At 36.8% G+C, this 14,999-nt stretch carries 14 protein-coding genes and 1 riboswitch; of the genes, 12 read left to right on the forward strand and 2 right to left on the reverse strand.

Annotated features, from left to right (window positions below; all coding sequences use genetic code 11):
• Positions 1–407 precede the first annotated feature (407 nt).
• A complete protein-coding gene (locus tag BK580_RS09780) occupies positions 408–1,220 on the forward strand; it encodes a histidinol-phosphatase (RefSeq protein ID WP_078380140.1) in 813 nt (270 codons plus the stop codon).
• Positions 1,221–1,224: 4 nt separating this feature from the next.
• Here the strand turns inward: BK580_RS09780 and serA are convergent, their stop codons facing one another.
• Positions 1,225–2,796 (reverse strand): phosphoglycerate dehydrogenase, encoded by a 1,572-nt coding sequence (gene serA, locus BK580_RS09785; protein ID WP_078380141.1) that lies wholly within the window; start codon positions 2,794–2,796, stop codon positions 1,225–1,227.
• 191 nt (positions 2,797–2,987) lie between these two features.
• A riboswitch (FMN riboswitch) is annotated at positions 2,988–3,252 on the forward strand.
• A gap of 168 nt (positions 3,253–3,420) precedes the next feature.
• On the opposite strand from serA, the gene BK580_RS09790 reads away from it, so the two are divergent.
• Entirely contained in the window at positions 3,421–4,005 is a 585-nt protein-coding gene (locus BK580_RS09790; RefSeq protein ID WP_078380142.1) for an ECF transporter S component, read from the forward strand.
• 50 nt (positions 4,006–4,055) lie between these two features.
• Here BK580_RS09790 and BK580_RS09795 read toward each other — a convergent pair whose 3' ends face one another.
• The gene (locus BK580_RS09795) at positions 4,056–4,304 is read right to left on the reverse strand and encodes a ferredoxin (protein WP_078380143.1); all 249 of its coding nucleotides are present in this window, start codon (positions 4,302–4,304) and stop codon (positions 4,056–4,058) included.
• Positions 4,305–4,553: 249 nt separating this feature from the next.
• Between BK580_RS09795 and BK580_RS09800 the strand changes: the two genes are divergently transcribed.
• From BK580_RS09800 to BK580_RS09845, 10 genes are all read left to right on the forward strand, one after another.
• On the forward strand, positions 4,554–5,636 hold the full coding sequence (locus BK580_RS09800; protein ID WP_078380144.1) for a YpbB family protein: 1,083 nt from the start codon (positions 4,554–4,556) through the stop codon (positions 5,634–5,636).
• The gene (locus BK580_RS09805) at positions 5,608–7,137 is read left to right on the forward strand and encodes a RecQ family ATP-dependent DNA helicase (RefSeq protein ID WP_078380145.1); all 1,530 of its coding nucleotides are present in this window, start codon (positions 5,608–5,610) and stop codon (positions 7,135–7,137) included. The genes BK580_RS09800 and BK580_RS09805 overlap by 29 nt, the downstream gene beginning before the upstream one ends.
• Entirely contained in the window at positions 7,134–7,760 is a 627-nt protein-coding gene (locus BK580_RS09810; protein WP_078380146.1) for a CPBP family intramembrane glutamic endopeptidase, read from the forward strand. The genes BK580_RS09805 and BK580_RS09810 overlap by 4 nt, the downstream gene beginning before the upstream one ends.
• Complete coding sequence (locus BK580_RS09815; protein WP_169864906.1) at positions 7,741–8,442, forward strand: LysM peptidoglycan-binding domain-containing protein; 702 nt, start codon at positions 7,741–7,743, stop codon at positions 8,440–8,442. The genes BK580_RS09810 and BK580_RS09815 overlap by 20 nt, the downstream gene beginning before the upstream one ends.
• 177 nt (positions 8,443–8,619) lie before the next feature.
• Positions 8,620–9,057, forward strand: coding sequence for a DUF2663 family protein (locus BK580_RS09820; protein WP_078380148.1), 438 nt, complete (start codon positions 8,620–8,622; stop codon positions 9,055–9,057).
• Positions 9,058–9,500: 443 nt separating this feature from the next.
• Complete coding sequence (locus BK580_RS09825; protein WP_211279079.1) at positions 9,501–10,217, forward strand: metallophosphoesterase; 717 nt, start codon at positions 9,501–9,503, stop codon at positions 10,215–10,217.
• Positions 10,218–10,327: 110 nt separating this feature from the next.
• Positions 10,328–11,251 (forward strand): MerR family transcriptional regulator, encoded by a 924-nt coding sequence (locus tag BK580_RS09830; protein WP_078380149.1) that lies wholly within the window; start codon positions 10,328–10,330, stop codon positions 11,249–11,251.
• A gap of 231 nt (positions 11,252–11,482) precedes the next feature.
• Positions 11,483–12,070, forward strand: coding sequence for a genetic competence negative regulator (locus BK580_RS09835; RefSeq protein WP_078380150.1), 588 nt, complete (start codon positions 11,483–11,485; stop codon positions 12,068–12,070).
• Between the two features lie 460 nt (positions 12,071–12,530).
• Positions 12,531–13,811: a Glu/Leu/Phe/Val family dehydrogenase gene (locus tag BK580_RS09840; RefSeq protein WP_078380151.1), complete on the forward strand. Its 1,281-nt coding sequence runs from the start codon at positions 12,531–12,533 to the stop codon at positions 13,809–13,811.
• Positions 13,812–13,966: 155 nt separating this feature from the next.
• A complete protein-coding gene (locus tag BK580_RS09845; protein WP_078380152.1) occupies positions 13,967–14,932 on the forward strand; it encodes a YpdA family putative bacillithiol disulfide reductase in 966 nt (321 codons plus the stop codon).
• Positions 14,933–14,999: the final 67 nt, after the last annotated feature.

The raw sequence follows: 14,999 nt of genomic DNA on the forward strand, positions 1-14,999 counted from the left end.
GTACCATTTTTTTAGCCTACCCTGAAAATAGGGAGGTTACCTGTAAAACTCCCTGTTGATCTCCGTTGCAGGCATTCGCTTTCCGCGGGGCGCTTGCGGAGCCTCCTCGGCTTTGCCTGCGGGGTCTCCACAAAGCGCTGCTTCCCGCAGGAGTCTCACACCTTCCACTTCAATCTACAGGGGAGACGTGGAAACTTAACATTTCCCTTTTTCATCAACCAAGGTGCAATTTTCTTTGTATTTCATAGTTGCCTACCCTGAAAATATAAGATGACCCCTTTGAACGCCCTGTAGATTTCCGTGCCAGGTGTTCGCTTTCCTTGAGTGGCTAATTAACTATGACGTTTTCTCATTCCCATAGCTTTGTTGATAGTAGTATAATAGTCAAAAAGGAAAGAGGGATGCAGATGTTAACCGATTATCATAACCATTTAGAACGCGGTACATTGACATTGGATTATTTGGAGCAATTTATTAAAGTTGCAAAAGAAAAAGGGATTGAGGAGTTTGGAATATCTGAGCATGCCTATCACTTTTATCAAACAAAGGATATATTAAGTAATCCATGGGTAGATGAGCGAAGATATTATGATATGGAAGATTATCATCGTTTATTTAGAGAAGCATGGGACAAAGACATACATGTTAAGATGTCGATTGAAATGGACTATACGCCTTCTAAACACAAGGAGATGAAGAAGTTCATCGATTCCTATCCCTTCGATTATGTAATCGGCTCTATTCACTGGGTAGGAGACTTTGGCATTGACTTAGCAGAATTCCGAAAAGAGTGGGACAGAAGAGATACATATGAAGTGTATGAACAATATTTTGATCAAGTTATTACACTAGCAGAATCTAATCTGTTTGATATTATTGGACATATTGATTTAGTAAAGATCTTTAACTATGTCCCCAAAGATGAAGAGTTCCTACTTGAACAATATGAAAGAGCAACAACGGCTCTTGCCAATTCGAAGACATGTGTAGAGATTAGTACAGCTGGATTACGTAAGCCGGTACGTGAATTGTATCCAGATAAACGTTTGCTACAAATGTGCTATCAAAAAGGTGTGCCAATTGTGCTCTCATCAGATGCTCATGTTCCAGAGCATGTAGGGTGTGACTATGACAAAGCTATCAATCTTGCAAATGAAGTAGGATATAAAAGTATTATGATCTTTGATAAAGGGCAAAGAAAAGAAATGAAATTAGGGTAACTCATTACAAATCTAACGTAATAGCAAATGCAATATCAGGTATGAGAAGGATTTCATCTAACAAGAGTTTATCCAAAGGCTTGTCGACGGAGAGCATCATAATAGCCTTCCCGCCTTGGAGCATTCGTCCCACATGCATCGTCGCAATATTTGTTTCATGCTTTCCAAATATATTTCCTAATTGTCCAATAACACCTGGGCGGTCATAATGCTGTACATAAAGTAGATGGCCGCTTGGTGCAAAGTCAATATCAAATCCATTCATATGAACAATTCTTGCACCAAATCCTTCGATATAGGTCGCCCGAATAAGCAAGTCTACTTGGTTTCCTTTTGCTTGAACTTGGATTAAGTTAGAGTAGCCAAAACTTTCATTTCGATGCTTTTCTCCATACATAATACCTCGTTCTTTCGCAATCGTAGCTGCATTTACCTCATTTACTGTTTGATCCACTCTATTTTGTAAAAAACCTGCAATGATACTTTTCGTGATAATGGAGGTTTCCCATTCTGTTATTTTACCTGCATAGGTTGCAGTGATTTCTTCTATTGGACCTTTTGAAGATTGTGAAAGAATGGAGCCAACTGTTTTCCCAAGTTGAAAAAAAGGCTTAATCTTATTTAGAATGTCTTTTGGAATAGTAGGCAAGTTAATACTTGTCGTTACCGATTGTCCGTGTAAAAATGCCAGTACATCCTTGGATACTTGATATGCCACATTGTATTGAGCTTCCTTTGTTGATGCTCCTAAGTGGGGGGTTGCAATAACATTTTCATGCATAATAAGCTCAGTCTTCGTTGGGGGTTCGATTTCAAATACATCCAGAGCAGCTCCTGCTACGTGTCCAGTGTTCAAAAAGTGTAAGAGTGCATCCTCATCAATGATCCCACCACGGGCGCAGTTGACTAAGAAGACGCCTTTTTTTAATTCTGGCATATTATCCTGATTAAGAAGTCCTTTTGTTTCTTTTGTCAAAGGGGTATGTACCGTTATTATGTCGGCATTTTTCATTACCTCTTGCAGGCTCAAGGAAACAACATCTAACTTTTCTGCTCGCGTCTCTGTTAAAAATGGATCGTAGACGACCACTTTCATTTGAAACGCTTTGGCTCGCTTTGCAATTTCACTTCCAATACGACCAAAACCAACAATTCCAAGCGTTTTTCCAAATAATTCTGTTCCAATAAATTTCTTTCGGTCCCAATGAGAGCTCTTTACATTCATATTTGCTTGCGGAATGTGACGAACTAAAGAAGAAATCATAGCAAGTGTGTGCTCTGCTGTGGATATGGTGTTTCCATCAGGTGCGTTAATGACGACAATGCCTTTTTTTGTGGCAGCCTGAACATCAATATTGTCTACACCAACGCCTGCTCGTGCAATGACCTTTAAATTAGGTAGGGTGGCTAAAAGCTCATCATTTACGAGTGTTGCACTCCGAACAAGCAAAGCATCAATTTCATCGTAGGAGAAACTAGAATCTGAATCCTTCCTTACAACACGAATATTTTCTGCTTCCAATAATGGGGCAAGACCATCTGCACTGATGGAATCTGCGACAAGTACTTGGTACATAGTATCCCTCCAAAATATTATAAAATTTCTGATAACTTATCATCTTAAAGGATGACTGTCAATAACTTTGACACAAGTCGAACCTATGTAAGCGCTATATGTTTTAAAAAGGGATTAAAAATGAATTTCAATTCAATTTCTTCCCTTTTTACTATTTTATGAGTATAATAAATTTGTAATTAAATAATATGATCTATCTTCGGGGCAGGGTGAAATTCCCGATCGGCGGTGATGAGGATTGTTCTCTAAGCCCGCGAGCCTTTCTAGTTGTCTAGCTACAGCGGCTAGCTCCTCGAGTCATAAGCCATTTTCCTCCAGAGGTCAAAAGAGCGACCTCCTGCGGAAACTGTCTTATGCTTGTCGGAGCTGAACGAGCCGCTTACGCTTTTCTTCTTATGGGCAGGATTTGGTGTAATTCCAAAGCCGACAGTATAGTCTGGATGGGAGAAGATGGAGGTTCAAAGAACGTTAAAAATTGTTGTTTTTAACGCTTATTTGCTTATGCCTTCTACTCCCGTTTGCTTCTTTTGCAGGCGGGAGTTTGTTGTTGTGCATAATGAAATAAGATTTTTTGAATTTCGCTTTTCAAACGAGGTGGATCTCCAATGAAAAGGAGAGAATCGAATGAAGCAGAGAGTACGTATCAAGAAAATGGTAACAGTGGGGATGTTAAGTGGAATCGCCTATCTTTTAATGTGGCTGAGTTTCCCATTACCTCTTTTACCTCCATATTTATCGGTAGATTTTAGTGATGTACCAGCATTACTTGCCGCTATTCTTTTTGGGCCAGTGGCAGGAATAACCGTGGAAGCTATAAAAAATTTGCTACACTATATGGTGCAAGGCAGTATGACAGGGGTACCTGTTGGCCAGTTAGCAAACTTTACAGCGGGTATCCTTTTTATTCTACCAACTTACTATATCTTTAAGAAAATCCGGACGATGAAAGGTCTTGGATTAGGCTTAGTTGTAGGTACTGCGTCTATGGCAGTAATGATGAGCGTATTGAACTATTACGTCTTTTTACCAGCGTTTGCGTTCTTCTTAAATTACGAGGTAGAATCCTCTTCTGTAGTGATTAAATCGATTGTATATGGTATTTTACCTTTCAATATTATTAAAGGCCTTATCGTAACTTTCTTATTTTTATTACTATATAAAAAGCTTTCTTTCTGGTTGAACAGACAGTGGAACATTAAAAATATATAAATAGATAAAAAGAGCGGCACTCCGTATAGGAATGCCGCTCTTATATCGTACTATTCAAATTTTAATGCGTCTCCATCAAACGACTCTTCAGAAATTTTGATAGAATCAGTTGGACAGCCTTCGAATGCGTCCATCATATCATCTTCTAATACTTCAGGAATTTCAACAATTCCTTGGTTGTCATCAAGAGTTACGAATGCAATACCTTCATCATCGTAATCGTAAATGTCTGGAGCTGCAGCACCACATGCGCCACATGCAATACAAGTTTCTTTGTCAACAATCGTATATTTTGCCATAAAATAAACCTCCCAATTATATACAATAAGATTAACATTTCCGATAATTAGCTGGAAACGTATTCCTCATACTTTATATTGTAAAACTGTTTTCCGAACTTTTCAATAGAAAAGTCAATGAGAATGCTTATCAGATAAGGGTTTTACCTATATTCTCTTAAGTTACCCGACTGTTTATTAGGATAAACATGTCACAATCATACAAATTTTGATAAAATGAAAATAGATAAATAAAGGTGTTGATTTTTGTTGAAATCATTCGAATTTCTTTGTTTATATTGTATTGATGCTTTTCGAGGGGAAAGAACAATCTCCGCTGTTTATCATTTGTTAAAAGGGAAGAAATCATCCCAAACAATACAGGATGGTAATCTCTTTTCAGTTGCATTTCTTTTTGGACTTTTGCCAGATATTTCTCGCAAAGTACTTGGAGCGACTGTTACAAAAATGGAAGAAGAAAACCTAGTGACACCCAACAAGAATAATTATTATATTCTGACTCAAAAAGGGAAAGCTGTTTTCTCTAATGCGAGAGGAAAATATTCATTCTCCCAAAACTTAAATGGATGGCTGTATAAAAGTAAAGCAACTTTATTTTGGAAAAGGTATTCCCTATTAGTCCAGACACTTTCTAACATACAAAAAGGAAGAACAGATTATATTCCCGTTCAATATGAGGAAAAGGTACAAAGTTTTGTGAAACGGCTAATTCTTAAGTCAGGTACCTCAAAAAAACTGTTAATAAAACAATTGTATGAAGAGAGTTATTCCCTATTAGAAAAAGCGAACGGCAACCAAGCTTACATATTTGTCGCACAGCTCTCTGGTTATCGGCATGCAGGGCTTACGATTCCTCAGCTGTCAAAAAAATTATCAATGGATGAAACATGGGTAATCATTGAGTTTCAGACAATCCTTCATTTTATCTTGCAAGAGGTCGAGAAATGTCCGGATTTATTTCCATTACTAAACAGTCTTTGCATGGATATCATAAATCGTCCGAATCTAACAAGTACCACCCAAAAGAGTCTTTATTTCCTAGAGAAAGGCTACAATTTGGACGAAATAGCCACTATTAGAAACTTAAAGATAAGTACCATTGAAGATCACATTGTTGAACTGGCACTTCAAGTGAATAACTTCTCCCTTACACCTTATGTAACGAAAGAAAAAGAAGTGCTAATTCAACAAGCCATTCATGCTTTAAAAACAAATCAACTTAAACGCATAAAAGATTATGTTGCTGAAGCAGATATTAGTTATTTTCAAATAAGACTAGTTCTTACAAAGATGGGTGATATGCATGATTCTCGAAAAGCTATTGAAAGATAGGTTCGGTTTTTCGAATTTTAAACTAGGTCAGAAGGAAATTGTAGCAGATGTTGCCCTAAAGAAAGATGTAGTGGCTCTTTTACCTACTGGTGGAGGTAAATCTTTATGTTATCAATTATCAGGCTATCTTCATGAAGGAACAGTTTTAATCGTTTCACCCTTATTATCATTAATGGAAGATCAAGTCCAACAAATGAAATCAAGTGGCGAAAAAAGAGTCATTGCAATTAATTCTTTTTTGAGCTACCAGGAAAAAGACAAATTATTGTCTGCTAACTTGTCTGGTTATAAATTCATCTTTATTTCTCCAGAAATGCTGCAAGTCAATCGTTGGTTAGAAAAGATTAAAGGTTTAGTTATTAGTTTATTTGTAGTCGATGAAGCTCATTGTGTTTCACAATGGGGTCATGATTTTCGTACAGACTATTTAAAGCTAGGTAAAGTAAGAGAAGCCTTAGGTACCCCAACTTGTTTAGCTTTAACTGCAACTGCGACAAAAGCAGTGTTAGCTGATATAAAAACCTATCTTTACTTACAATCCCCTGTAGAGCATATTAACTCGATAGATAGACCGAACATTGCTTTAATGGTGGAGAGAATGACCAAAAACAAAGAAAAAAGAATGCGGTTGTTAACGTTAATCACACAGCTTCAATCGCCAGGGATTGTTTATTTTTCAAGTAGAACAAAAGCAGAAGAGGTATGTCAGTTTCTTGAAGAACATGGCGTGGAACGCGTGGCATACTATCATGCAGGTTTAGCACAAGAACAGAGGATTCTGATTCAGGAGCAATTCTTAGTAGGGCAGTTAGATGTTATTTGTAGTACAAGCGCGTTCGGTATGGGGATAAATAAACCCAATGTCCGCTTTGTTATTCATTATCATCAACCAACACAAATGGAATCGTATGTTCAAGAAATAGGTAGAGCCGGTCGAGATGGGGAAAAAAGTATTGCTATTCTTTTGAAAAGTGATGAAGATAGTATGCTTCCACAATTATTGATTGAACATGAGTTACCTGATAACACGTGGGTTTTGGCTGTTATCTCAGAATTGGTGGCTACGTGGGGAACGATTAGCAAGCTTACTGATGAATTATGGAACGACATCATGGTAAGATATCCTAATAATGAGGTGCATTGGCGTTATCTTATCTATCAGCTATCATCTTTTATTGAGAATAATGGACCTATTACAGAAATAGAATTAGAATCGTGTGTTACCTTTATTTTGACGCAAATGGAGAAAAGAACTACAGATAAATTACAAAAACTCCAAACTTTTGATGATTGGACGTTAACGTCGGTTTGTAGAAGGAAAGTAATACTTGAATACTTTGGGGAAGACAAAGGTTCTGAAATCACAAATTGTTGTGATAACTGTGGAATTGATATGGAAAATTACAGATTCGCGCAAGAGGAGAAAGCAATCCAAAAAGCAGAAGATTTAACCTGGAGTACTTTACTAGGAAAAATATTAGTACAGGAAGAAATGGAATGAAAAATAAACAAGCAGAAATTGTCAAGCAAATGAGCAATAAAGAGCTTTTGTTTCATTTGTATATCTCACAAATTATTTTCCTTGTTATTGCTATCGCACTCTCGGTTTTCTTGTTTGACAATATGGAAGAATTTACTTCTTTATGGTCATTCGATCTAGTAGATATATTTGTTCTAGGGTCACTAGTAGGTTTAGGTGTCGTAGCTATAGATTTAGTCCTTATGAAATATGTACCCAAACATTTAATGGATGATGGCGGCATAAATGAAAAAATGTTCCAAAGAAGAAGTACTCCCCATATCTTTTTTTTAGCATTACTTATCGCTACTGTAGAAGAGCTTTTGTTCCGGGGAGCCATACAAACCCATTTTGGTATTTGGATTGCAAGTATTGTATTTGCTCTCTTACATATTCGATACTTACATAAATGGCTTTTGTTACTATCTGTCGTTCTTCTAAGTTTTCTACTAGGTTTTATTTATGAGATTACTGGGAATATCCTAGTGACTATTTGGGTGCATTTTATCATCGATTTACTTCTTGCATTAAAGATAAAAAATGATTTTTTGAACAAAGTAAGCAATGAAGAGGGGGGCGAGGGAAATGAGTACAAAGAAGAATAATCAGGATCAAGCGGATTCCTTACGGGAAAAGGTAGAAAAAACTTCAGCACCTCTTCCAACAAGAAGTGAAATACATGCAGAAAAAAGAAAGAAAACAAAATGGAAAATCAAATTTCCTATTGTTCGATTAATCGGTATCACATTTATCTTGATTCCTATTGCGATATTAGCGATTGATTTTAATAGTAAGGAAGAAAATAGTTTGAAATCTCTACTTTCCTTAAAAGGAAGAGTGGAGCCGTATGATCAGATTAGTATTCCTACAAAAAAAGTTACAGCTAAGCCAGCTGAAAATAACTCAAAAAGCAAAGAGGAAGAAAAAGAAACGAAGGAAATAGATGAGCAAGAAATAGCAACTACAGAAACGGTTAACACGAACGTTCAACTTGGAAGTGAAAAAACGGATCCAGCCGATGTGAAAACAAATACAAAGCCTAGTACGAATACTAACGATAATAATACGGATGAATCCAAAGAGAAAGTTATAGATAAAGAAAAAATTGAAGAAAACGTAGAATATACTGAGCATGTAGTTGCTAACGGCGAAACACTTTATCGGATTTCTATGAAATACTATAATAGTAGGTCAGGAGAAAAGATAATTAGCGACTACAATAATTTAATTAATAACCAGGTGAATGTGGGTCAAACATTGATTATTCCAATAAAAAAAGTGCAATGAATCCAAAAGTATAGGGGGAATTCCTATGCTTTTTTTGTGCGAGTAGGTTTAGCTATCTATTCTGAATAACCGCCTAATGGCATCTTCGTTATTTTTCATCATACAAGTCTCTTTTCTAGCATATTTATAAGTAACAGGACAAGGTCTGAGGTGATCACTTTGGAGTCAGTTATACAAATGTTGGATAAGCACACCGATGATGCAACTAAAAAGACGTTGCAACTATTAGTAGCAAAAAAAAGAAAGTTTGATCAATTTAAAAGAAGAGAGTGGCATTGGAGGCTCTCTGCATTCTTCACTTTTGGGTTGTTTTTAGTCTATATCTATAACTTTATCGTTGTGCATTCGACGACTTACTCTGAGATGTTTTCCTATTTCTTTGATCGACCAATTCATTTGCCTATTGTCATGTTTATTGGTTATCAAGTGGGTATGATCAAATATTTATTATATAAAAAAGATAAAGCGGAAAAAGAGTATCATGATTTGCGCAAAGAAATGGTGAAGCGAAGCGATGATTATTGGTCTCAGCCAGAGGAATGGAAGCAACGGCATCAAGTATTTGAAATGATGAAAAAGGAATTTGATATTAATTTATATCATGAAACAAAATAGGGCCTTATATGGGTCTTTTTTTTGTTTTTGTATTTATTGTTTTTTCACACTTGGCATGGGAGAAGGTTACCTTGAAAATCACGGTGACAGCTTAGAACACCCTGATGATCTCCGTGCCAGGCGTTCGCTTTCCGCGGGCGGCCTCGGGAGCCTCCTCGGCGAAAAAACGCCTGTGGGGTCTCCCTTCGACTCGCATTCCCGCAGGCGATGATCCATCAAGTGCTGGCCAGCTTATAGATTAATCATAATGAAAAGAAAAGGTTGGTTTTTTCAATTTTTAATGGATTCTCTAGGTGAACACTGACCTAAGGGATACATTATGGTATGATTTCGTTAGAATTTAAAAAAGTAATGATTAATTTTTCTAGAAAGGAAGTCAGGCGTTGGGTATTTGGTATGTTGGTGGAGTAATTATTATTATTGGACTTGTATTAGTTCTTTATATGTTTAAACAAGCGAAAGAGCAAAATATTATAGAGCAGACTTTGGCATTTCCTGATTTCCCTAAAAGTTTTGATAAAGTAACCGTCTTTTTTATATCAGATATTCATCGAAGAACAATAACAAATGATTTTATTGAACCGTTATTGAATAAGGTGGACATTGTAATTATTGGAGGAGATTTAGTAGAAAAGGGAGTATCGATGCAACAGGTGAAAGATAATATTGATACACTGAAAAAGCTTGGTCTCGTCTTTTTTGTATGGGGAAATAATGATTACGAGGTAGATTATCATGAGTTGGATTCTTTGCTTTTACATAATGGAGTCAAAATTTTAGATAATACAGCGTTTAAGTTCGAGTCAGAAGCTGGGGATATCATAGAAATCATCGGAGTAGATGATATGATTCATGAGCGTGATCAGTTAGAACTAGCATTACAAGACGCTACTCCAGGAAGTTTTAAAATTCTTGTAAGCCATGATCCGAAGATTATCGAGAAATTTTCGGCTGAGCAAAAAATAAGTCTTGTTGTAAGTGGACATACCCACGGGGGACAAATAAGAATCTTTGGTTTCGGTCCACATGAAAGGGGAGGGATACATCAGTTACCTCATACGACGCTTCTAGTAAGCAATGGATTTGGTACATCACTAATCCCCTTAAGGTTAGGTGCACCACCAGAGACTCATCTCTTAACTATTACTACGCACCATTAAAAGCTAGGAGAGTAAGTTGAAATGAAAATCTGATTAGGAATTTATACGGACTCTTTTTACTAGCCCCATCTAACTTGCAAAGAACCATTTGTTAAGAGAAAGGAATCAGTATGTCAATTAATGAAGGTAAATATAACATTAAAGCAGCTTCGAATATGCTAGGAATTCAACCAGGTACACTTAGAGCGTGGGAAAGAAGATATCAGATGATAGCACCTGTTAGAAAAGAGTCAGGGCATCGACTGTACACTGAAGAGCATATAAAAATATTAAGGTGGCTTATTCAAAAAGTAGATAAAGGCTTTACAATCAGCCAGGCTGTCTCACTTTTGGAAAAAGGTGGTCACTCTTTGTTAGATGCCAGTCGAAGCGAAATATATCAAGATCAGGACTTGTCGAAAGAAATAGTTGAGCATTTATTACAAGCCTTACTAACATTTGATGAAGGAAAAGCTCACGAAATGTTGGATAAAATGTTGAGTAAGTATTCGGTGGAAAAAGTACTTATTGATATTTCAGGCATACTACTAGTTAAGTTAATTGATCTTTTGGAAAGAGAAGAAATTTCTATCACCCAGGAGCATTACACTTCTGCATTCCTTAGATCCCGTTTAGGAATACTTTTACATGGTCATCTGGGGAAAGGGTTCTTACCGAAAACGGTATCGGTATGCGGCCCAGGAGAGGGACATGAACTTAGTTTACTAGTATACACGTTGTTCGTTCGTAGAAAAGGTTTTGAAACCATCTATCTTGGGACAAGTATTACTGACTACGAAATACATCTTATGCTAAAAGAAATCAAACCAAAGTTTTTATTTCTATCGTGTACTTTTTCCATGAATCTTCCTAATACGCTGGATTTAGTTGTGGAACTTCACAAACAGTACCCAGATTTAATGATCGGTTTAACTGGTGTTGCTGTGGATAAAATGTCAAATCAGCAGAAGCATGCTTTTCAAGCGTTTTTAACTGGGAACACGCTAACTGAATGGGAAAGCTGGTTACATGTGAATATGAACAGTACTAGTTAAATTTAGTATATATTGCTATTTTTTATTGTGGTTTTACGTTATTGTAATAGAGAATTGATTTTGACTAGCAATAATTCCCATAAGAGTAAGTGGGTTAATCAACTAAGAGATTAATATTCAATACGAAAATAACTTTACTTACAATCATTGGTGTACTGTAACGAACCAACTAACACCTCTTATCATAAAATAAATGAAGTAGCAGGGTGTAAAGGTTGGGAGGACTCTTTCATGCGGCTGGAACGAATCAACTACAATAAGATAAAGATATTCCTCACTTTTGACGATCTCGAAGAAAGAGGTTTAACAAAGGAGGATTTATGGAAAGACTCGCAAAAGGTTCATCAGTTGTTTCGTGACATGATTGATGAAGCGAGTGAAGAGTTAGGGTTTGAAGTAAGTGGTTCCTTAGCAGTTGAGGTATATGCCCTTCAGGCTCAAGGGATGGTTGTTATTGTAACATCCACAGATGATGAACTATTAGAAGAAGAATTTACGGATGAATATATAGAAATGCAAGTAACGGTTGATGAAAGCAATGAATTGTTTTATGAGTTTCATTCGTTTGAACACCTCATAGATCTAGCAAAACGAATCGAGCCTATGAACATCAAGAGTGGAACCATTTATTCTCATCAACATATATTTTATTTATTATTAGACGAAAACATGCCTGCATCCGTAAATATAGATACGCTAATCGCAATGTTGTCTGAATATGGGTTTCCTTCTACTATGACTACTCATCGTGTGCATGAGTATGGAAAAATAATAATGGAAAAAGATGCAATCGAACAATTGAATAATTATTTCAAATAAGCATCAGCCTAATCTACAGTATAGTATAGATTAGGCTGGTGTTTATTCTTTAGCTAACCAACGAGCCGCTTCCGCTTTCCTATTGTCTAGCTACAGCGGCTAACTCCTCGAGTCATAAGTCATCTTTTCTACAGAGGTAAACCCCAACCTCTTCCGAAAAGCTGTCTTATGCTTGTCGGAGCTGAACGAGCCGCTTCCGCTTTTCTTATTGTCTAGCTACAGCGGCTAGCTCCTCGAGTCATAAGTCATCTTTTCTACAGAGGTAAACCCCAACCTCTTCCGAAAAGCTGTCTTATGCTTGTCGGAGCTGAACGAGCCGCTTCCGCTTTCCTTGTAATCGGTTACAATATTTTTTGTGAAATATGATTTTCTATCTTTGCATAAACCATAGGAAGGTGTATACTATTGTCTGAGATGGACTTTGATAAATTTAAAGTGAAACAATCTAGGAGGTTTACTTATGGTAGCCGAGAAAAGCAACGAGCAGATTAAGAAAAATGAAGATAAGCTAGATGTATTAAAATCAACACAAGTTGTGATACATAAAGCCTTAGAGAGACTAGGCTATCCTGAGGAAGTATATGAACTATTAAAAGAACCACTTCGCATGCTAACAGTGAAAATCCCTGTCCGAATGGATGATGGATCAGTAAAAATCTTCACGGGATTCCGTGCTCAACATAATGATTCAGTTGGACCTACTAAGGGGGGAATTCGTTTCCATCCCAATGTAACAGAAAAAGAAGTTAAAGCACTTTCAATTTGGATGAGTTTGAAGTGTGGCATTGTCGATTTACCTTATGGTGGAGGAAAAGGTGGAATTATTTGTGATCCACGTGAAATGTCATTTCGAGAACTAGAAAGATTGAGCCGTGGTTATGTTCGTGCTATTAGTCAAATTGTTGGACCTACAAAAGATATTCCAGCTCCAGACGTATTTACTAACTCACAAATTATGGCTTGGATGATGGATGAATACAGTAGAATTGATGAATTTAACTCTCCAGGGTTTATTACAGGTAAGCCACTTGTACTTGGAGGTTCACATGGAAGAGAATCAGCAACCGCTAAGGGTGTTACTATATGTATTCGTGAAGCTGCGAAAAAACGTGACATTGAGATCCAAGGTGCAAAAGTTGTTGTTCAGGGATTTGGAAATGCAGGTAGCTACTTAGCGAAATTTATGCATGATGCAGGAGCGAAGGTAGTTGGTATCTCTGATGCTTACGGTGGATTGTATGACGCAAATGGTCTTGATATTGATTATTTGTTAGATCGTCGTGATAGCTTTGGTACCGTAACGAAATTATTCAATAACACAATTACGAATAAAGAGTTGTTAGAATTAGAATGTGATATCTTAGTTCCGGCTGCAATTGAAAATCAGATAACAGAAGAAAATGCGCATAACATTAGAGCTAAAATCGTTGTAGAGGCTGCAAATGGACCAACTACGATTGAAGGTACGCAAATATTAACAGATCGTGGCATACTGTTAGTTCCAGACGTACTCGCAAGTGCTGGTGGAGTAACTGTTTCTTACTTTGAATGGGTACAAAATAACCAAGGTTATTATTGGACAGAAGAAGAAGTAGAAGAGAAATTAGAAAAAGTAATGGTGAAATCCTTTAATAGTGTATATGATACATCTCAAAACCGTCGTGTTGATATGAGATTAGCAGCATATATGGTAGGAGCACGCAAAATGGCGGAAGCTTCTCGCTTTAGAGGCTGGATTTAAAGTTTGCACATCTATTTGGAATCCCCTATCATTAACGATAGGGGATTTTTCTATTTCATTCTAGGATTTGAGTCGAAGTTTAGTTTGAATTGTTAGTTAGAATATAGGTACTTGCCTGTTTCTTATTATTTTATTGTACGGAGTTGAGAACATCAGTGAAAACTAGAGATGCCATTATTATTGGTGGAGGTCCATGTGGCTTGTCAGCTGCGATTGCTCTACAGAACATTGGACTTTCACCACTTGTTATAGAAAAAGGTAATATAGTAAATGCCATTTATCATTATCCGACGCACCAGACCTTTTTCAGTTCAAGCGAGAAACTGGAGATTGGTGAGGTTCCTTTTATAACAGAAAATCGAAAACCAGTGAGAATTCAAGCATTAACCTATTACCGTGAAGTGGTAAAGAGAAAAAAAGTAGAAGTTAATTCGTTTGAAAAAGTTGAGCATGTAATAAAACAAGAAGATGGGATGTTCATCGTTCAAACTTCTAGAGCTAGATATCTTACCAAATATGTCATTATTGCGACTGGTTATTATGATAATCATAACAAGCTATCTGTCCCAGGAGCAGAGCTAGGAAAAGTTTCCCACTATTTTAAAGAAGGTCATCCTTATTTCAATAAGAATGTTACTGTAATTGGCGGAAAAAATTCTAGTGTTGATGCAGCGTTGGAACTAGTGAAAGCAGATGCAAATGTGACTGTAATCTATCGAGGTGCAACTTATTCTCCAAGCATAAAGCCGTGGATTCTCCCGGAATTTGAGGCGCTTGTGAAAAATGGTACGATCAAAATGGTATTTGAAGCAAATGTAACAAGAATTACGGAAAACACTCTAACTTATGTAGATGTCCATGGTAGGGAAGAAACGATCGATAATGATTATGTTTTTGCGATGATTGGCTATCATCCAGATCATCGTTTTTTAACGAAAATGGGAGTGGAGATTGATACAGTATCGGGTAGACCTGACTTTAATTCGGATACAATGGAAACGAATATAGAAGGTATCTTTATTGCAGGGGTAATAGCTGCAGGGAATAACGCTAATGAGATTTTTATAGAGAATGGTCGATTTCATGGTGGTCTCATTGCTGAGAGTATTAAGGAAAGATAAAAGTAGTAAAAGTCACGCTTAGGTATTTATAAGCGTGACTTTTACTTTGTCTAATGGCTACCATGAA

The organism is Sutcliffiella halmapala, from assembly GCF_002019665.1.
Taxonomy (GTDB): domain Bacteria; phylum Bacillota; class Bacilli; order Bacillales; family Bacillaceae_I; genus Sutcliffiella_A; species Sutcliffiella_A halmapala.